This window comes from Streptomyces sp. NPDC007863 (assembly GCF_040633895.1).
GTDB lineage: Bacteria > Actinomycetota > Actinomycetes > Streptomycetales > Streptomycetaceae > Streptomyces.
On sequence record NZ_JBEYEI010000019.1, the window covers coordinates 163,720 to 182,629 of the forward strand.

13 protein-coding genes are annotated in these 18,910 nt (G+C 74.6%); 3 read left to right on the plus strand and 10 right to left on the minus strand.

Going from position 1 to position 18,910, the window contains the following annotated elements; all coding sequences use genetic code 11:
- Nucleotides 1-233: 233 nt before the first annotated feature.
- Complete coding sequence (locus ABZ621_RS27935; RefSeq protein WP_360609185.1) at nucleotides 234-1,100, minus strand: GNAT family N-acetyltransferase; 867 nt, start codon at nucleotides 1,098-1,100, stop codon at nucleotides 234-236.
- 401 nt (nucleotides 1,101-1,501) lie between these two features.
- Here ABZ621_RS27935 and ABZ621_RS27940 point away from each other — a divergent pair, with 401 nt between their 5' ends.
- Both ABZ621_RS27940 and ABZ621_RS27945 read left to right on the plus strand, forming a co-directional pair.
- Nucleotides 1,502-1,744 carry a hypothetical protein gene (locus ABZ621_RS27940; RefSeq protein WP_360609186.1) on the plus strand — a complete coding sequence of 81 codons (243 nt, stop codon included), beginning with the start codon at nucleotides 1,502-1,504 and terminating at the stop codon, nucleotides 1,742-1,744.
- 286 nt (nucleotides 1,745-2,030) lie between these two features.
- Entirely contained in the window at nucleotides 2,031-4,427 is a 2,397-nt protein-coding gene (locus tag ABZ621_RS27945) for a SpoIIE family protein phosphatase (RefSeq protein WP_360609187.1), read from the plus strand.
- Nucleotides 4,428-4,497: 70 nt separating this feature from the next.
- Here ABZ621_RS27945 and ABZ621_RS27950 read toward each other — a convergent pair whose 3' ends face one another.
- The 7 genes from ABZ621_RS27950 to ABZ621_RS27980 form a co-directional block, all read right to left on the minus strand.
- Nucleotides 4,498-5,589 (minus strand): PP2C family protein-serine/threonine phosphatase, encoded by a 1,092-nt coding sequence (locus ABZ621_RS27950; protein WP_360609188.1) that lies wholly within the window; start codon nucleotides 5,587-5,589, stop codon nucleotides 4,498-4,500.
- A gap of 125 nt (nucleotides 5,590-5,714) precedes the next feature.
- Nucleotides 5,715-6,941 (minus strand): cation:proton antiporter, encoded by a 1,227-nt coding sequence (locus ABZ621_RS27955; protein WP_360609189.1) that lies wholly within the window; start codon nucleotides 6,939-6,941, stop codon nucleotides 5,715-5,717.
- 313 nt (nucleotides 6,942-7,254) lie between these two features.
- Nucleotides 7,255-9,723, minus strand: a complete 2,469-nt coding sequence (locus tag ABZ621_RS27960; protein WP_360609190.1) for an Hsp70 family protein — start codon at nucleotides 9,721-9,723, stop codon at nucleotides 7,255-7,257.
- Nucleotides 9,720-11,573, minus strand: coding sequence for a dynamin family protein (locus ABZ621_RS27965; protein WP_360609191.1), 1,854 nt, complete (start codon nucleotides 11,571-11,573; stop codon nucleotides 9,720-9,722). The genes ABZ621_RS27960 and ABZ621_RS27965 overlap by 4 nt, the downstream gene beginning before the upstream one ends.
- Nucleotides 11,574-11,635: 62 nt before the next feature.
- Nucleotides 11,636-12,235 carry a hypothetical protein gene (locus ABZ621_RS27970; protein ID WP_360609192.1) on the minus strand — a complete coding sequence of 200 codons (600 nt, stop codon included), beginning with the start codon at nucleotides 12,233-12,235 and terminating at the stop codon, nucleotides 11,636-11,638.
- Entirely contained in the window at nucleotides 12,228-13,112 is an 885-nt protein-coding gene (locus ABZ621_RS27975; RefSeq protein ID WP_360609193.1) for a hypothetical protein, read from the minus strand. Before ABZ621_RS27975 ends, ABZ621_RS27970 begins: the two co-directional genes overlap by 8 nt.
- A 2-nt stretch (nucleotides 13,113-13,114) precedes the next feature.
- Nucleotides 13,115-15,172 carry a dynamin family protein gene (locus tag ABZ621_RS27980; RefSeq protein ID WP_360609194.1) on the minus strand — a complete coding sequence of 686 codons (2,058 nt, stop codon included), beginning with the start codon at nucleotides 15,170-15,172 and terminating at the stop codon, nucleotides 13,115-13,117.
- A 377-nt stretch (nucleotides 15,173-15,549) separates the two neighbouring features.
- On the opposite strand from ABZ621_RS27980, the gene ABZ621_RS27985 reads away from it, so the two are divergent.
- Nucleotides 15,550-15,753, plus strand: a complete 204-nt coding sequence (locus tag ABZ621_RS27985; protein WP_189978190.1) for an EF-hand domain-containing protein — start codon at nucleotides 15,550-15,552, stop codon at nucleotides 15,751-15,753.
- A gap of 98 nt (nucleotides 15,754-15,851) precedes the next feature.
- Here ABZ621_RS27985 and ABZ621_RS27990 read toward each other — a convergent pair whose 3' ends face one another.
- Nucleotides 15,852-17,375, minus strand: a complete 1,524-nt coding sequence (locus ABZ621_RS27990) for an aldehyde dehydrogenase family protein (protein ID WP_360609195.1) — start codon at nucleotides 17,373-17,375, stop codon at nucleotides 15,852-15,854.
- Nucleotides 17,376-17,487: 112 nt separating this feature from the next.
- Nucleotides 17,488-18,771 carry a GAF domain-containing protein gene (locus tag ABZ621_RS27995; protein WP_360609226.1) on the minus strand — a complete coding sequence of 428 codons (1,284 nt, stop codon included), beginning with the start codon at nucleotides 18,769-18,771 and terminating at the stop codon, nucleotides 17,488-17,490.
- Between the last annotated feature and the right edge of the window lie 139 nt (nucleotides 18,772-18,910).

The window sequence follows — 18,910 nt, forward strand, 5'->3', positions numbered from 1 at the left end:
TCGATCGATTCCTCCCCTCCATCGTCTTCCACGGTGCGTTCCGCCGCACCTCGGAGGGATGGTCCGCGCAACCCTGGGCCCGCTCCGCATCCGTGATGCCTACCCCGCCGGCGCGGGCGCAGGGCGGCGGGTCGTGGGGTTCGGCCAGGCCGTGCCGCCCCTGCGTGATGGTGGCGTCGCACCTGCCGGACGATCCACACCTCGGACCGGCGCCCTGCCGGGCAGCCCCGGCGTCATGCCGTCCGAACCCGGTCCCGCACCTCCGGACGCACCTCGAACCCGGCCGCCTTGTACGTGGCGACGGCGCCGACGTTCGAACTCGGCGTGCACACACGTACGCTCGACGAGCCCATCTCCCGTAGCGCGGCCGCCCCGGCCAGGGTGATCGCCCGGCCGTAGCCGCGACCACGGTGGTCCGCGTGGACGCCCATCGGCTCGACCAGTCCCGGCTTCCCCGGGCCGGCCGACCACACCGTCACCACCGCCGCCACACCGCCCTGGTCGTCGTAGGCGCCCAGGCAGCGGGCGTCGGCGTAGAACGGCCCCGCCGACATCGCGTGCCAGTATGCGGGCGTAGGCCGCGAGGTGGCGAACGCCGACCGCAGGACGTCGGCGAAGTCCTGCGCCTGCTCCGGGCCGATCGACCCGATCCGCACCCCGGGTTCCTCCACCGGCTCGGTGAGGTCGCGGAAGAGCGGCGTCCACGGCTCGTCGACGCCCCAGCCCTCCTTGCTCAGCAGCTCGTGGAGCGGCAGGCCCAGCGGCGCCTCTATGGACACCGCTCCTTCCGGCAGCACGCCGCGCTCGGGAAGCGAGAAGTCCTCGACGAGCCGCCGCGCCAAGTCCGCGTCCTGGAAGGCGTCCGGAGCGACCGTCATCCGCACCAGCGTCGGCGAGTCGAGCATCCCGACCGCGAGGATCCGCCCGTCCCGACTCCAGGTCCGGACCGCCGCGGTCGTCTCGGCCGATCCGAACCGGTGGTTCCAGCCGATGTCCCCGGAGTGCAACTGCATCGGGGCGTCGTCGTACTGCCACTCCCGCAGCGCGGCCATGGCCTCGCGGACCCCGTCGACAGTCGGCGTACCCAGCGCAATCGTCATGGTCGGGATCAGACACTCCCTCCCGAGAGGCCCGCAACCGGTTAACCGGACCGGCCGCTGCTCCGGCGGAGGCCTTACGCGAGGTCGCAAGGCGCTTCGACCTCCGACGTGGCAGGGTGCCCGGTCCGGATCCTGAACGACGCGGTCAACGGGGCGCGTCCGACGGCACCCACGCCCGCGGCGCCGATCACCGTGCCGGCCGACCCGCAGCGCGGGAACACCGACGACATACTGAACCTCCCGGCGCGCACTGTCAGACCCGTCCCGTAGAACGGGGCTCATCGCAGTCGAGTCGTGAACCAGGACTCCTTTCCGTGCCGACGGGTAGACGACGGCAGGACCGAAGTCCCGGGACGACCTGACCACGCCGTCCTCCGCCGAACCCAGGAGATTGCCCCGCCATGAGCCCGACCCTCACGCCGCGCCGCGCGCCGTCCTTCGGAGACCGGATCGCCGACGCGGTCCTGGACGCCGCATACGAGACGCAGCGGCTGTACGGGCACGGTGCGTTCGGTGTTCCCTGTCCCACGTGCGGGGTGCCGGCCGGGGCGCTGTGTCTGGCCCGCCGCAGCGTCCACGCCGAGCGGCGCGGGGCATACCGGCAGGGCCTGGAGGGCCGTGCGCTCGTCTCGGCCGGCCGCTGACATCGCGCGTGCCACGTGCAACGCCGGAACCGCACGTTCACCCGTACCCCGTGGCCCCGCTGCTCCACTGCCGGGTGGCAGGTACCAGGGGTTTCCCGGTCCGCTCGATCCGCTCCGCTCCGGGGCGGGGCCCGATGTCACGGCGTACGACTCTCGGTGTCGGGGCTTCGACGAGACCCCTCGATGGAGAACCCGGCAGGCCGCGCACCCGCCCGCGCTGTGCGGCGGCGGCCTGGACCGGATCGAGCGCCCTGCGGTCGCGACCGCAGGGAAGGATGATGGGGGCATGGAAGGGCTACCGTTCGTTCCTCCCGCCGGGGTGGGCGAAGACGGGCACCTCGGCCCGCCCCCGGCCGGCTTCGCCCTGGTCGCCGCGGACGGAGTGCTCGTCGGGTGGAGTCGTGAGGCCGAGGCCCTACTGGGGTATCCGGCTTCGGAGGTACTGGGACGCCGGGCGGTGGACCTGATCGCGCCCTCGCACGCCGATCGCGACAGACCGGAGGAGCCGGGGCCGGATCAGCGGTTGCGGCTCGGCGGGACACGCAGTGCCGTCGTGGACGTGCGCCACCGCGGCGGAGACACCGTACGCGTGGCAGTGACTCTGCATCCCCTCATCCCCGCCTCTGCCGGGGTCCCTTCCGGCCGGGCCCCCGCCGCCGTCCTCATGGCGGCCGAGCTGGAAGGACTTCGCTGGTGGGAGACGCGGCAGGCGATGCTGCAGGGGCTCGTCACCCAGTCACCGGTGACACTGACCATCTACGGACCCGGCGCGCGCCTCTTGTGGGCCAACGCGTCCAGTGTCCGGGAACTCGGCGGCGACCTCACGGCGTTGCTCGGCCGCTCCATGACCGAACTCTTTCCCGGCGATGTCCTCACCACGCAGCACCTGGTGCCGCCGGAGGATTTCGTCCAGCAGATCCTCGATACCGGTGAGCCGGTCATCGACGTGCGTTTCCGAGGGCGCTCCCCGGCCGACCCGTGGCGTGAGCACGTCTGGTCCTCGTCCTATTTCCGACTGCTGGACGGCCGGGGAGAGCCGGTGGGCGTGTGCGAACAGTCCATCGACGTCACCGACCACTACCGTGCGCAGCAGCGCCTCGCGCTCCTCGCGGAGGCCGGCGCGAGGATCGGGTCGACGCTCGACCCGTCCCAGACGGCAGCGGAGCTCGCCAAGGTCGCCGTGCCGCAGTACGCCGACGCCGTGCTCGTCGACGTGGCGGCGGAAGTGCTCGAGGGAGAGGAGCCGAAGCCCGTCTCGGCCTCGGGCCTCGTACGCGTGGCGGATTCCGACGGGGGACCCGCCCGGGTGGGCGCGGCAGTCGCGTACGCCGCCGGCTCATCGCAGGCCGAGAGCCTGGCCAGGGGCCGGTCGACCACGGACGCCGTGGTCGCGCCGACACGGCTGTACGTCCCGCTGATCGTACGGGGGATGCCATGGGGCCTCGTCACCTTCGTGCGGGGCGAGAGCTCGGAACCCTTCGAGGACGGCGATCGGGCCGTGGCCGAGGAACTCGCGTCGCGGACCGCCGTATGCATCGACAACGCCCGGCGGTACCGCCGGGAGCACACCGCCGCGTTCGTGCTCCAGCGCAGCCTGCTGCCACGGTCGCTGCCCGAGCTGAGCGCGGTCGAGGCGGCGAGTCGCTACCTGCCGGCCGACAGCCACCTCGGTGCCGGTGGCGACTGGTTCGACGTCATTCCGCTTTCAGGGGCACGTGTCGGACTCGTCGTGGGAGACGTCGTCGGCCACGGACTGGGGGCCGCGGCCACCATGGGGCGCTTGCGCGCGATGGTGCGCACCCTGGCCGAGCTGGACCTCGCGCCCGACGAACTCCTGGCCCGGCTGAACGATCAGGTCGGCAAGGAGGCGTCGGAACAGAACGGGAAAGGCGCGGACGGCAGTGGCGCCGCCGGAGCGACGTGCGTCTACGGGATCTACGATCCGGCTTCCCGGACGAGCACCTGGGCGGCGGCGGGACACCTGCCGCCGGCCGTGGTGCAGCCGCACGGCCCCGTCAGCTTCCTTCGTCTGCCGCAGGGGCCGCCTCTGGGCGTGGGACGGCTTCCGTACGAGGGCGTGGAAGTGGAGCTCGCCGAAGGGAGTCTGGTCGTCCTGTTCACCGACGGCCTCGTGGGGGCCCGGGGGAACGGCACCGACGTGGGGTTGGACCGGTTGGCGGCCGTACTCGGCGAGCAGCGGGGATCGTCGTCCGATCGACTGTGCGCCCGGATCGTCGCGGAGCTGGCATCGGGCCAGGCGCAGGACGACGCCACGCTCCTCGTCGTGCGCACCCGTGCGCTGGGGGCACGGCAGGTGGCGACCTGGGAGCTGCCCTCGGACCCCGCCCTCGTCGCACGCGCACGGGCGACGGCCGCGGAACAGCTCGGGCGGTGGGGACTGGACGATCTGGTCTTCACCACGGAACTGGTGGTCAGCGAACTGGTCACCAACGCGATCCGCCATGCCTCCGGCCCGATCGGCCTGCGATTGATCCGGGACCGTTCTCTCATCTGCGAGGTCTCCGACTCGCAGCACACCTCACCGCATGCCCGTTACGCCGGCAGCGACGAGGAGGGCGGACGTGGACTGTTCATGGTCGCCCAGCTCACGGAGCACTGGGGGACGCGCTACATGCCGGCAGGGAAGACGATCTGGGCGGAACAGGCCTTGCCCGTGGCGTGACGGCCGCCCGCGCCTGCCCGGGCCAGGGCCCCGAGCGACGTGGAGTCCACGGCCTCTCCGTGCGCACGGCTCATGGAGTGTGCAGGCGTACGGCCAGGGCGGCGATGTCATCGTCGAGGCCGCCTCTGCTGTGACGGAGGAGGTCCTGGTGCAGGACCGTGAGCAGATCACGGGGAGGCGTGGGGGGCTGCCGACGCATCCACTCCGTCAGCGGGAAGAACGCGCCGTCCCGGGCGCGGGTTTCGGCGATCCCGTCCGTGTACAGGAGGAGAAGCTCGCCGGGAGCGAAGTCGAAGGCGTCCGCACGGTACTGGTCACCGATCAACTCCGCCAGGCTGAGCAGGGGCGATGGGGCGGACGGTTCGAGGACGCGCACGTTCTTCGGGCCGTGGACCAACGGTGGGGGATGTCCGCAGTTGACGATGGTGACGCGGTTGCCTCGATGCGGGATCTCGACGAGCAGCGCGGTGGCGAAGCGTTCCATCGCCGCCTCGGGCGGATGTGCGGCGTTGTGCCGGGCGCAGCTGGCGTCCAGTCTGCGGGCGACGTCGGTCATGGAGGCCTCGCCGTGTGCCGCCTCCCGGAAGGCGTTGACGATCGCCGCGGCCGCCCCCACCGCCGGCAGGCCTTTTCCTCGCACGTCGCCTATGAGCAGCCGTACCCCGTACGGCGTATCGACCACCTCGTAGAAATCCCCGCCGATGCGGGCTTCCGCGGCGGCGGCGAGGTACAGCGATTCGATCTCGACGTTCCGGAAACGGTGCGGTAGGGGCCGCAGCACCACCTGCTGGGCCGCGTCGGCGACGAGCCGTACCTGGAAGAGGGTGCGTTCCCGCTGAAGCCGGACATGGCTTCCGTACGCGGCGGCCACGGTGACCGCGACGATCCCCCCGCACGTCCACCACGTCCCCAGATCGGGGAAGACGAGGCCGAGGCCGATCATCAGAAAGAGGCAGACGGTCCCGAGCAGGATGGTCGGGAGGACCGGCCACATGGCGGCGGCCAGAGCCGGCGCCGCGGGCAGGAGGCGACTGAAGGCCATCTCCGGCGGGGTGGCGTAGGCCAAGCAGGCGATCACGACGGTCAGAATCACCGGCGACAGCCGCACGAGCCTGCCGTAGCCGTAGCTTCGACGGAGCCGCGGCCGTCCGGACTCGATCATGAATCCCAGAGTATCCGCGAGGGGCCCGCTCAGCGACGTGACGAGTGGGCCCCGTGGGACAGGGCACGTCCGCCGCCCCGTGGCCATGGCCGGCGCGGCGACGAAGACCGGCACGCCGCACACCCTCATCCCCGGATCCGGGGTTTCGGCGAGGAGCGCCGGCCCCGGGCGTAGCGGCGGCCGAGGGGCTCGGCGCTCAGGCCGTGCAGCACGATGCTGACCATGACGGTGATCACCATCACCCGCGAGATGAAGTCACCGCCACCGGAGCCGCGCAGTTCGATGGCGGCGAGGAGTCCGAAGACCACCGAGGCCACTCCTCTGGGCCCCATCCACCCCAGGAACAACCGGTCGGACAAGGACAGACCCGTACCGATGAGGGCGACCGTCACGGGCACCAGGCGCACCAGGGTGCAGGCGAGGAGGGCGTAGAGGACGACGGACACATGGAAGCCGTCCCAGAACTCGTCGCTGACCAGCTGGCCGAAGAGGAACCACAGGGCGAGGGTCGACAGGGTGACCAGGTCGTCCGTCATCCGCACGGTGTCCTCGGGGAGGTGCCGCAGCGCCGGGGCGGCGCAGACGCCGGCGACGAACGAGGCGACGAAGCCGTTGCCGCCCAGGAAGACCGACAGGGAGTACGCGGCGAGGGGCACGCTCAGCACCGCGAGCCTCGCCGCGGTGGGCAGGGTCCAGCCCTTCGCCCAGGACCGGCGGAGCAGCCGTCCGGCCAGGTGACCGACGAGCGATCCGGATCCGACGGCCCAGGCCGCCGCGCCGACCGCGTCGAGGAGCGCCTCGGCGTAGTCGGAGCCCACCGTGTGGTACTCGGCCGCGGCGGCGACGCAGACCAGGAACACCGGCGAGACGATCCCGTCGCTGAGGCCGCCCTCGACCTTGAGCACCTCCCGGAGACGCGCCGGGACGCGTTCGTCCCGCACGAGGGCCGCGGCGGGCGCCAGGTCGAGGGGGACGACGACCGTCGCCAGGGTCGCGAGCACCCATCCGGGCCGGTCGGGGAAGAAGACGAGCGCGGTCAGGAAGGCGGCGCCCAGGGTCAGCGGCAACGCGCCGCCGAGGAGACGGGCGACGACGCTCCTCTCCCGTCGGATGCCTCCCGCCGGAACCTCGGTCGCGTCGACGAAGAGCAGCAGGGCGAGGACGGCCTCCACGGCGCGTTCGAAGCCGGCCAGGTCGCCGAAGTCGAACACGAGCGGCGGGTCCGAGCCGCTGGTGAGGGCGATGCCCGCGACCATCATGGCGATCGGTGCGGTGACGCTCCACAGCGCGAGCCTGCGCGACAGGACGCACCAGGTGAACAGAATGCCCGCGATGACGGTGACGGCAAGCAAGACATCCGCGCTTTCGGGGAGGCTCGGTCCCGGCGGGTTCGTCCCGGCGTTGCAGCGTAAGGCGCGGGCCGTGCCGTGCCGTGGCAGCACGCCGACGGCGTCCCTCCCGGGGCGTCGTCCGCCGAGGAACCGGCGGCCCTCACCCGGGAACCCCTCACCCGGACGGTTCCTTTCCTGTCCGCGTCCGGGGAGGCCGCCGGTGCCGACGCGCGGCGGTAGGCGGCGGGCGAGACGCCGCAGGCCGTACGCACGTGCGTGCGGGCAGTCGCCGGAGCCGGGGCCCGCGTGGTGGGCGACGAGGTCGATCGGAAGGTCAGCCGTCCGGCAGGGACCACAGCGTGACGGTGCCCGTGTGGGTGCCGGTGGCCAGCAGGGAGGCTCCGTCCGGGGCGAAGGCCAAGGCCCATACCGGGTGGTCGTGGGGCAGTTCGCGGCGCCGGAGCCAGTCGCCGGTCGAGTGGATGCGGACCCGGCAGTCCCCACTGCCCGTGGCGAGGCGCGAGCTGTCCGCGCTGAACGCGAGGCAGTCGACCGCCGCCGTGTGGACGATCTTCGCGACCAGCTCACCCGTGGCCGGCCGGTACACCATCACCGGACAGGTCACCCGGCCCCCCGGGTGCTCGTGACGGGTCGCCGCCGCGAGCCACTGCCCGTCCGGGCTCACCGCGAGCCAGCGCGCTTCCCCGCCTGCCACGAGGTGCCGGGTCCGTCCCGGGATCAGGTCGTGCAGTCGTACGGTCCCGTCGGTACAGGCCGTCGCGAGGGTCTGCCCGTCGGGGGTGAACGCCAGCCCCCGGACCATGCCGGGGTGCGGGAACCCCTGGAGGAGCGCACCGGTCTCGGCCTGGTACAGCCGGACCGGCCCCTTTCCTCCACTGGCCGCCACGAGCAGCCCGTCCGGGCTGAACACCGCCTGCCGCGCCCCCTCCGGCCGGTCGAAGGCCCGCACCAGCTCGCCGCTCCCGGTGTCGTACAGCCCGACCGTGACCGCCGCCCCGCCGGCGGGCCCGGGCAGGGTGCCGCACAGCAGCCGCCCGTCCGCCCGGTACGCCACCGACACGGCCTCACCGCCCGTGACGATGTCCCGCCGGACGGGCGGGCCCATGCGCAGCCCGTGGACGCGCACGCCCGTCGCACCGCCCGCGGTGGCCAGCTCGAGCCCGCCGGGCCGGAAGGCGATCCACTGCACGCGGTCGCCGTGCTCCCGCCGTTGCAGCACCCGGGGTGATGCGGTCGGCTCGGGCGGCGGTCCCGCGGCGGCGGTCCCGGGCGGAGCCTTCGGCAGGCCCGCGGGGTTCGTGGTCCGCGCCCGCTGCACGGGCGCCGGAGCGGGGCCGACGGTGACCGGCCACTCGTCGGCGGTGACGAGCTGCCCCGGCTCCGCGTGGAGCCCCAGCACCAGTCCGCTGCTGAAGGCGGGCGCCTCCAGGCGCCACTGGGCCCCGTCGGCGTCCCTCAGCAGCGCCAGCGGCTGCCCGGGCCGGAACCGTGCCCCCGGTACCGTCAGCCAGCGTTCGAGCCGCGCGCCGCCGGGCGGCAGCGGCCAGGCCAGCGGGGTGCGGTCCGCTCCCGGTGCGGCCGGACGCAGCCGGCGGACACCCCGGCCGCGCCACACGGCCGCGCCCGTCACCACCGCGAGCTGGGCGTCCCGCGACCGGCGCGGGGGAGTGCCGAAGGCGGCGGCCAGCCGGTCCGCGACGAACGGCAACCGGGACAGACCGCCGGTGGCCAGGACGCCCGCGAGGTCCTCCGGAGCCGTCCCGTCGGCCTCCAGCAGCCGGCGGGAGCAGGCCACCGTCGCGGCGAGCAGCTCGGCGGTCATCCCGGCCAGCCCCTCCCGGCTCAGGGTGTACGGGGGCGCCCCGGGCAGCAGCACGTCGGAGGCCTCCTCGGCGCTGCTGAGGCGGTGCTTGATTCCCCGGGCGAACTCGGCGAGGAACTGGCCGACCTGCGCGGCCACCACCGCCTCCGCAGGACCCGCCTCCGCAGCGCCCGTGCCCGCTGTACCCGTGCCCGCCGCGTTCGCGTCCCCCGTGCCCGCGCCCCCGTGCGGCGCCCCGGCCGCGCCCGCCCCCGAGAACGCGTCGAGCAGGCCGTCCGGCAGCCCGGCGCGGACGTCGGCGGCTATCAGGGCGTCCACGTCGGCGCCGCCGTGGAAGTCCAGCGTCATCGCGTACCCCTTCAGCCCCACCTCCCCGCCGGGGTGGAAGTACACGAGCGCGGTGTCGAACGTGCCGCCCCCCAGGTCGTAGACGAGGACGGTGTCCCCGGGCTCGAACGGGGGGCCGTCGAGCGGGGCGAGGGCCGCGGCCACGGGCGCGGGCACGAGAGAGGTCCGCGTGAGTCCGGCCTCCCGCGCGGCCCGCCGCAGCGCGTTGCGGCGGGGGTCGGAGGTCCCGGACAGATAGTGACCCGGGCAGGCCAGCACCACGCTGTGCACCCGGGTCCCCGCCAGCCGCTCCGCCTCGGCCCGCAGGGCGGCGAGCAGCGCGGCGACGCAGGAGCGGGCCGGGAACTCCCGGCCGCCGATCCACAGCGGATGCGTGCGGCCCAGGTCTCTGTGGAAGTCGTGGCGGTAGGCCTCGGGGTCGAGGCGGCGCCGGTGCAGCGCCGGGGTGCCGGCGAGCAGCCCGCCGCCGGCGGCGTCGAGGGCGACGGCACTGGGCCACAGGCGCGAGCCGCTCGACGGCTCGCGCAGCACCGTGACGCCGTCACCGGTGACCAGGGCGCCCCTGGAGTAGGCGGATCCGATGTCGGCGACGAGCACCGGGACCCCCCTCACGCCACGGCCCCCGTGTCCGGCGCGGCAGCCGTTCCGACGCCGTCCCCCGCCGGCTCCGCCCCCGGCCCTGACGGCACGGTGCCGGTGGGCCCGCCGTCCGGTGTAGTCGGGCCCACGGTGTCCGCGGGAGCCGGTGCCGCCGGAGCCGCGGACGGAACAGGATCCGCAGGGGCCGCGGGAGCTTCCGAGCCCGCCCCGCAGGCGGATCCGCCTGCCGCTGGAAGCCGGTCCTGCCGCCCCTCCCGCGCCTCCGCCCGCACCTGGGCCGCCGCGACCGAGGCCAGCTCCTCGTACGCGCGCAGCACCGCCACGACCGCCCGCCGTGAGCGTCCCCCGTGCCCGGGGTCGGCGGCCGCGGCCGCCCAGCGGGCCCGGCCCGCCCGGGCGGCGTCGAGCACGCGGGCCGGGCCCGCTTCGGCGGGCAGGCCGAGGCGGGAGGCAGGGGAGGGGCCGTGCTCGCCCAGGACCCGCGCCAGCTCCTCCCCGCGTGCGCCCCCGCCGACCGCGGGGCCGGGACCGGCGCCGGGGCCGAGCAGTCCGCGGTAGTGGTCGCGGAGCACTTCCAGCGCGAGGAACCCCGGTTCGTCCTGGTCGAGCGCGAGGAGCGGCGCGAGCGCGGCGTCCGCGCGCAGCCGGTCCGGCTCCGACAGCCGGCCGGCCGGGCGGGACCGCACCTCGTAGACGTGGTCGAGGCGGCCGCGCAGCCGCACCAGGTCGGCGCGGCCGCCGAAGTGCTGCTCCAGGAGCCCGGTGAAGGACCCGATGCCGCTGCGGGCGACCAGCGCGCGGCGCAGGGCGGGCAGATCCGCCGCCTCCCCTTCGTACAGGAGTCGGCAGGCGAGGTGGACACCGTACGGGGACAGCCGCCGGCTGAGCGGACGGCGGCGCTCCGGCGGCACCGGGAGGTCCGGATCGTCCCGCTGCTCCCACTGCGGCCCCCGGGAGAGGCGAACGGCCAGCAGGTCGCGGCCCGGCCGGGCACTCGCGCGGCCCGCCAGGGGGGCCAGAGCGAGCAGGTCGGCGTACATGTCCTCCGTCATCGTGGCGGCCCCGCAGGCCAGCAGTGCCGCCACCGGACGCAGGGCGAACAGCACCCGGTCGGTCCCCGCCACCGCCAGCGTCCCGGCGGCCAGTTCGGCGCCGCGCCGCAGCGGGTCGGGGTGATCGGGCCACAGCCGCTCGACCTTGGTCAGGGCGCCGACCGTGGAGATCGGGCCGTGCTCGGCGAAGCCCCCGCCGCGCAGGTCGGCGAGGAGCGTGCGCAGGTTCTCGGAGAGTCCCTGGCAGGGGATGACGGCGATGAGGGCGTCGGCCTGCCCGGCGTGCGCGGCCGAGGCGGCGCGGACCTCCGCGCCCGAGCGGCCCAGGAGCCGGAGCGTGGTGAGGGAGTCCGACTCGAAGGCCGAGTCCAGGCCGGGGGTGTCGATCAGGTCGAAGGCGGCGAGTCGCGGGTGGGGGTCGGTGACCAGGAGGTGGTCCACCCCGTCGAGCGGGCGTGCCCGCCCGTCGGCCCGGTCCCCGCCCGCCAGCCCGGCGAGTTCGCCGGGCCGGAACGGCACGGGCGGGCGGCCGTCGCCGAAGTGTGCGGCGACGGTGCGTTCGGGGCCGTGCGTCAGCCAGGTCACGGTGAAGGTGAGGTCCGTGATGCCGGTGGGCGCGATCTCCTCGCCGAGCAGAGCGTTGACGAGCGTGGACTTGCCGGCACTGACCCGGCCGACCAGTGCCACCCGCAGCGGCCCGGCCATCCGCTCGCGGGCCGTGCGCAGGGAGGCCGCCAGGGGGTGCAGGGCAGGGGAGTCCCCGACCGCGTCCAGCGCGGCGGCGAAGGCCCCGTCCGCACGGTCCCGCAAGGGCCTCGTCCCCGCACCGGTCGGTCCAGGACGGCTTGCGACGCCCCCGTCCGTACGGGGACTCAAGGGCGCTCCGCCGCGGCGACGTCGGCAGCGGAGGGCCCGGGGCCCAGGAAGCGCGTGAAGAACGAGGGCCCCAGCACCCGAAGGTACGGCTCCAGGCCCGGTTCCACGAGCAGGCCGAGCAGCTCGGAGAAGTCCGCCGCGGCGGGCTCCGGCATTCCCCGGCCCTGCTCCAGCGCGTCGAGGAGCTCGTCGTAGCGGGTCAGCAGCCGGTGCCGCAGCTCCCGGTACCGGGCCGCCGACGTCCGCAGCCGCTCGCCCGGGAAGCGCCCGACCGGCCCGGTGGCCCCGGCGTCCGCCCAGGGACGGGTGAAGCGGAGGTCGGCGTACTCGACGAGGGTGCCGGTGGTCCGGGCGACGGTGAGGGTGGCGAACGGCGGGCGGATGAGCACGCCGCCGCCCCGGGGGTCGGGGCTGCCCGAGAACACGGCGAACCGCAGGTACACGGCCGGTGTGCCGTCCGCCTCCGGGCGCCGCAGCGGCACCGGCCAGGCGAGGTACGACTCCATCGGCAGGCGGCTGCGGAAGAACGGGCTGCGGCGCAGCTCCCGCATCAGAGCGCCGGTGCGGGTGGCGGCGGGGCCGGCGGCTTCACTCACCACTACCGCCCGTGCCGCCGTCCGTCCGCGGTGCGACGGGAGCGCCCTCGGCCCGGACCATGTGGTGGCCGGAGTCGGCCCAGGCGCGGTAGAAGGTGGTCATGGGGACCCGGTAGCCGGCGCCGTCCTCGTGCCCGGAGTCGTTGACGATGACCGCCGGGGCGTCCGGGTCGCCGTAGTCGAGGCCGGTCACCACCACGGCGTGGTCGGCGCCCTGCCCGGGGATGTAGCCCAGGGCCTCCAGGTCCTCCGGGCCGCCGCCGGACCGCTGCTTCAGCTCCTCGGAGTCGACGGCGACGATGACGTGGTCGCCGTCCGCGAGGGCGAAGCGCAGGTCGTCCATGTTCGCCCCGCCCTTCGTGCTCACGGGGACGCCGTGGTGCTCCAGGATCCGGCTCATCTCACCCATCGGCGTACCCGCCTCGGGGTGGTACCAGCCCTGCCGCTCGGCGAACGAGCTCAGGTCGGACTCGGCGTGGTCGGTGCCGGTGACCCGGTCCAGTACGTACTCCTGGGAGACCACCGCGCAGCTGAACGGCGCCTCCTGCTGGTGCCAGTGCAGGGCCGCGGTCTCCGGGTCGCCGACCACCGGGGCGTGCGGCCCGGCCGGGGCGGGCGCCCCGTCGAGGGCGTACGGGTCCGACGGCGCGGCCGTGTCGTCCGGGTCGACGTCGAGGGCGTACGGGTGGTCGGGGTCCACGGAGGGGAGGTCCGAGGCGCCGTCGTCGTGACCGTCGCCGCCGGATCCGTCCTCGGACTCGGGCGTGACGCTCGTGTCGGCGTACGCGTCCCCGGCCGCGGAGGATCCGGATCCTCCGGAGGGGTCGCCGTACAGGTCGGTGTCGGGATCGGGCTGGTAGCCGTAGTCGTCGCTCATCGTCAGTCGTCCGCCCAGGAGTTGTCGTCCGCGGGCCCGGTGGGCCCGCCTGCCGGACCCGTTCGGTCCGCCTCGCTCGTCGGACCCGCCGGGCCTGCCGGACCGGTCCCGGTCGCCTCCGGGCCTTCGCCCTGCGCCTCCGCCCCGCGGGCGATGACGTCGGCGCGGAACGCCCGCACGCGGCCGGAGAGCTCCTCGGCGTGCACACCGAGGGCGGCCAGGGGCTTCCTGCGGGCGCGCAGCGCGGCGAGCCGGAGCTCGGCCGCTCGCGTGGTGAGGTCCTCGGTCTGCTGGAGGCCTTCGATGAGCCTGCGGTTGGTCTCCTGCTCCTGGGAGATCCGCAGCTCCATCTCCGCCTCCGCCTGCTCGCGGAACTCCTGGCTGATGTCCTTGACCGCCTTCGTGATGTGGCCGGCCTGGTTGCGCCGCAACGGCGCGAGCTGGTTGCGCAGACTCTCGCGGTCGAGACGGCGGTCCTCGTTGCGCAGGTCGCGCCCGGCGCTGCGCCAGCCCGCGACCATGCCGACGAGTCCACCGACGGCGAGGCCCACCGCCGTGCCGATGCCGGGTACGACGCTGCCGAGGACGGCGCCCGTCGAGCTGCCGACGGAACCGCCGAAGGTGACGTCCCGCAGCCGCCGCTTCAGCCGTCCGGAGCGGAACTTGTCGCCGAGCCGCCGCTCGATGGTCAGACCGCCGTCGGTGGGAGCCGCGATCGAGGCCGCCCCGGCCGCCCCCAGGGTGAGGCCGGTCTCGGCGACGGTCACGGCCAGGATCGCGGCCGTGCCGATCTCGGCGCGCGCGTTGACCTCCGCCACGACCTGGCCGGCGTCCGCGGTCAACTGCTCGACCAGGCGCTGGGGGGCGGTGAGGAAGGACTCCTCCTCCAGGTAGTGCGTCTCCAGCCGGTCCCAGACCTTCGCGTGCCGCTCCACCGCGTCGGCGTGCAGCTCTTCCTGCAGGGCGGCGGTGCGCTTGCGCAGCTCGGCCCGCCACTCCGCCTTGCCCTTCCGCAGTTCGGCCAGCCGCTTCTGGCGTTCCAGGGCCTCGTCGCGCAAGGCGGCGACGGTCGTGCGCGTGCCGTCCTCCAGCGCTCGGATCTGCCCCTCCAACGGCCCGAGCAGCGCCTGCAGACCCCGGCCCAGGGTCTCCAGGGGGCTGCCGAGGACCCGGGGCACGCCGCGGTGTGCCAGGGTCGCCCACAGCCCGGCGCGCAGGCCCGCCATGTTGCCCGTGATCCGGTCCTCGTCCTCCCCGTACCGGAGGAACTCCAGGTGAGCGCGGGCCGACACGGGTATGAGGAGGAGCTCTTCCGGGGCCCGGCCGGTCTCCTTGGCCAGCTTGGCCCGGGCGTCGGCCAGTACCTCGTCGAAACCGGCGAAGTCGCTCTTGGTGAGGACGAACGACAGGGCCCCGGGGGACTCGGCGGCGTCCACCGCGGAGGCGGCTCGCCGTGCCGTGTCGAGGTGGCTGCGCAGCACCGGCTGCGTGGAGTCGAGGACGTGCAGGACGGCGTCCGCCCCGGGAAGGGCGGCCAGGGTGGCGGCGTTGTGCTCCAGGTGCGGACCGCCGAGCCCCGGGGTGTCCACCAGGGTGAGCCCGGGGCGCAGCGGCCGGGCCGGCGTGCCGACGGTCACGGCGAGGACGCCTCGCCGGTTCTCCGGGTTGCCCCCCTCCGTGCCGTGCGCGCGCAGCCCCTGCCGGTCGACGCGGACCCGCTCCACGGCCGGCGCTCCGTGGTCTCCGCCCGCGGCGGTACGGACGACCTCGATGGTCTCCGGATCGGCGTACGAGACGGACACGGCCACGCTGGTGGCGATCTCCTCGGCCTCCGGCAGCAGCGGCGGCTCGCCGACGTCGTCGAGGAGAGCGTTGAGGAGGCTGGACTTGCCCGCCTTGAACTCGCCGACCACGACGGCCCGCAGCCGGTCCGCCGACAGGTGCGCGCGGGCCTCCTCCAGGGACGCGGCCGTAGCCCCGGCACCTTCCCGGGTGGCTGCCTCGGCGGCTCGTGCCAGGGCCTCCAGTACGTCGGACCGCAGTAATCCGTAAGCATCCAAAACGGTCGGCCCCCTGCCGGTGTCTTCGCGGCGTACGCGGCCGGGCTGCCCCTCGCAGCGGGCGGCCGCAGGGGGGAACCTACCCCTTCGGACCGCCGCTGAAAGGAAGTTCGGGGCAATGGACCCGATCCTTCCCGGGCGGCGTCCGGGCGGCGTCCGGGCGGTGTCGTGCCGGCCCACGACGATCGCTCCCATGTGCGCCTGTTCGGTCGATCTCGACGGACCGGTGTGGCTTCGGAGCGTGGTGGCCCGGGCGGTGGTCGCCGAGGGGGGAACGGTCCGAAGGCTTGGGCGTCGGTGTGCTGTCGATGGTGTGGCAGGGTGGTGGGCATGTGGGCCTCCGGGGCCCGTGAACGTGAACGTGAGAGAGGTATGCCGTGAACGAGGCCGAGCTCAGGGCGCTGTTCGACGAGATCGACACGGATGGCGACGGACGGATCAACATCGTCGAGTTGGCGGAGGGTTTCAAGGCCGAGGGCGCCCACGGGCACCTCGCGGAAGAGGTCAAGAAGGCCATGGCGGCCGACGCGAACCGCGACGGGGTCCTCGACTTCGACGAGTTCCGCACCCTGCTGAAGTAGCGTCAGGCCTGACGGCGCGAGCGCCTGTGTCCTGCTCCAGGCGCTCGCGCCCCGCACCGGTTCACCGCGGGTTGCGCGGAAGGCCGTCCGACGTGCCCCTAGAAGAAGCCCAGCTTCTTCGGCGAGTAGCTCTGCAGGATGTTCTTCGTCTGCTGGTAGTGCTCCAGCATCATCTTGTGGTTCTCCCGGCCGATGCCCGACTGCTTGTAGCCGCCGAAGGCGGCGTGGGCGGGGTAGGCGTGGTAGCAGTTGGTCCAGACGCGGCCCGCCTGGATGGCTCGGCCGGCGCGGTAGGCGGTGTTCGTGTCGCGGGTCCAGACGCCGGCGCCGAGGCCGTACAGGGTGTCGTTGGCCGTGCGGACGGCGTCGTCGAAGTCGGTGAAGGAGGTGACCGCGACGACCGGGCCGAAGATCTCCTCCTGGAAGATCCGCATGCGGTTGTCGCCCTCGAAGATGGTCGGCTGGATGTAGTAGCCGCCTTCCAGGTCACCGCCGTGGCCGACCTGCTGACCACCCGTCAGGATCTTGGCGCCCTCCTGCCGGCCGATCTCCAGGTAGGAGAGGATCTTCTTCAGCTGCTCCGCCGACGCCTGCGCGCCGATCATCGTCGCCGGGTCCAGCGGGTGGCCCGCCACGATCGCCTCCGTGCGGGCGACCGCGGCCTCCATGAACTCGCCGTAGCAGCCCCGCTGCACCAGCGCGCGCGACGGGCAGGTGCAGACCTCGCCCTGGTTGAGGGCGAACATCGTGAAGCCCTCCAGCGCCTTGTCGCGGAAGTCGTCGTCCGCCGCCCACACGTCCTCGAAGAAGATGTTCGGCGACTTGCCGCCCAGCTCCAGCGTCACCGGCTTCAGGTTCGCGGAGGCGTACTCCATGATCAGACGGCCCGTCGCCGTCTCGCCGGTGAAGGCGATCTTCGCGACCCGGGGGGAGGAGGCCAGCGGCTTGCCGGCCTCCTCGCCGAAGCCGTTGACGACGTTCAGCACGCCCGGCGGCAGCAGGTCCGCGACCAGGCTCAGCCAGTAGTGCACCGACGCCGGCGTCTGCTCCGCCGGCTTCAGCACCACCGCGTTGCCCGCCGCCAGCGCCGGAGCCAGCTTCCACACCGCCATCAGGATCGGGAAGTTCCACGGGATGATCTGCGCCACGACCCCCAGCGGCTCGTGGAAGTGGTACGCCACCGTGTCCTCGTCGATCTCGCTGAGCGACCCCTCCTGCGCCCGCAGCGCCCCCGCGAAATAGCGGAAGTGGTCGACGGCCAGCGGGATGTCGGCCGCGAGGGTCTCCCGCACCGGCTTGCCGTTGTCCCAGGTCTCCGCGACCGCGAGTGCCTCCAGGTTCGCCTCCATCCGGTCGGCGATCCGCAGCAGCACCGCCGACCGGTCGGCCGCCGGGGTCCGCCCCCACGCCGGCGCGGCCGCGTGCGCCGCGTCCAGGGCGCGCTCGACGTCCTCCTCGGTGCCCCGGGCGATCTCGGTGAACGGCCGGCCGTCGACCGGGCTGGGGTTCTCGAAGTACCGGCCGCGGGCCGGGGCGACGTACTCGCCGCCGATCCAGTGGTCGTAACGCGGCTGGTACGCCATGAGCGCGCCCTCGGTACCGGGTGCGGCGTAGCGGGTCATCGGCAGACCTCCCTGAAGGTCGTACGGATCCCGGCCGCCGGGGCCCACCGGACGGCGGGCGCACGGGGGCGGCCGGGGACGGCGGGGCGCCCGTCGTCCCCGGCCGGCGCCCTCACCGCCGAGTGTGGGGGAGCGGACGTTGCAACCCCGTTGCACCGGCGGACAGTTCCGCCTCCAGCGCGTCGAGCCGGGCCCGTACCGGCGCGGCCTGCGCCGCCGGCACCGCCGGCACCGCCGCGCACAGCGCCCGCCACACCTCCAGGTCCTCCTCGCCCCACGCGCTGTACGCCCAGTCCGCGAGCAGCAGCGGATCCGCCCGCGCCACCAGCGCGGCCCGCAGCCGGCCCGCCAGCCGCTCCCGCAGCCGTACGACCCCGGGCGCGGCCGACCCCGGCAGCAGTGGGCCCGCGTACTCCCCAGCCGCCGCCGCGACCGCCCCCGAGGCGAGCCGCCGGTCCACCACCGTGAAGTCGGCCTCCACCGGTCCGGCGAGCCGGTACGGACGCGAGGCCAGCACCTCCGGCCCGAGCAGCGAGCGCAGCCGGGACAGCTCCGCCCGCAGCGTCACCGGCGTGACCGACCCGTCCTCGTACAACAGGGACAGCAGCTCCTCGCCGCCCACCCCCTCCGGCCGGTGCGCCAGCACCACCGCGATCTCGCTGTGCCGACGGCTCAGCCGCAGCCGCCGCCCGTCCACCACGAGCAGTGCCTCGTCCCGGCCCAGCGCGGTCAGCCGGGGCCGGCCCGGCGCCGGCTCCGGCGCGAGCAGCGCCAGCTGCGCCTCGGCCGCCCGGGCCACCGCCCGGACGAGCCCGAGACTGTGCGGGTGGGCGAGCCCCGCGCCGCCGGTCAGGTCGACGGCGCCCAGCAGCCGACCGGTGCGCGGATCGTGCAGCGGCGCCGCCGCGCACGTCCACGCCCGCACCGGCGGCCGGAAGTGTTCCGCCGCCACCACCTGCACCGGCCGGCCGACGGCGAGCGCCGTCCCCGGCGCGTTCGTCCCCGCCGCCGTCTCCGCCCACCCCGCACCGGCCGCGAAGTTCATCCGCCGCGCCTGCCGCAGCGCCGCCGGATCCCCCTCCACCCACAGCAGCCGCCCGGCCGCGTCGCACACCGCGAGCAGATGCCCGCCGTCCCTGGCGTCCGCGCCGAGCAGCTCCCTGATCACCGGCATCGCCGCCGCCAGCGGATGCCCCGCCCGGTACGCGGCCAGTTCCTCCTCGTCCAGCTCCGTCGGCGCCGCGCCCTCCCGGCTGACCCGCGCCCGCTCGGACCGCCGCCACGACTCCGCCACCAGCGCCCGGGGCTCCGTGCCGGACCGCCCGTCCCACCGTGTCGTCGCCTCGCTCAAGTCGGCCTCCCCATCGAGGACGTACGGCTCGCTCCCGGCGCACATCGTCGTGCCCGCGCCGACCGGCGACAAGCACCCGAAACGAGCCGCGCGAGCACCGGACCCCAGGAGTCCCGGAAGCGGAGCCGCTGTCTCACGGCGGGTCGGGGGCCGGAGTGCGGGCCGCGTAACCCGTCCCGCCCGG

What these genes read in the sequence shown, in the direction of transcription:
- ABZ621_RS27940 (WP_360609186.1), top strand. Translation starts at nt 1,502, where the DNA reads ATGAGCCCGACCCTCACGCCGCGCCGCGCGCCGTCCTTCGGAGACCGG.
- ABZ621_RS27990 (WP_360609195.1), bottom strand. Translation starts at nt 17,375, where the DNA reads ATGACCCGCTACGCCGCACCCGGTACCGAGGGCGCGCTCATGGCGTAC.
- ABZ621_RS27945 (WP_360609187.1), top strand. Translation starts at nt 2,031, where the DNA reads ATGGAAGGGCTACCGTTCGTTCCTCCCGCCGGGGTGGGCGAAGACGGG.
- ABZ621_RS27975 (WP_360609193.1), bottom strand. Translation starts at nt 13,112, where the DNA reads ATGAGCGACGACTACGGCTACCAGCCCGATCCCGACACCGACCTGTAC.
- ABZ621_RS27935 (WP_360609185.1), bottom strand. Translation starts at nt 1,100, where the DNA reads ATGACGATTGCGCTGGGTACGCCGACTGTCGACGGGGTCCGCGAGGCC.
- ABZ621_RS27995 (WP_360609226.1), bottom strand. Translation starts at nt 18,771, where the DNA reads ATGTGCGCCGGGAGCGAGCCGTACGTCCTCGATGGGGAGGCCGACTTG.
- ABZ621_RS27950 (WP_360609188.1), bottom strand. Translation starts at nt 5,589, where the DNA reads ATGATCGAGTCCGGACGGCCGCGGCTCCGTCGAAGCTACGGCTACGGC.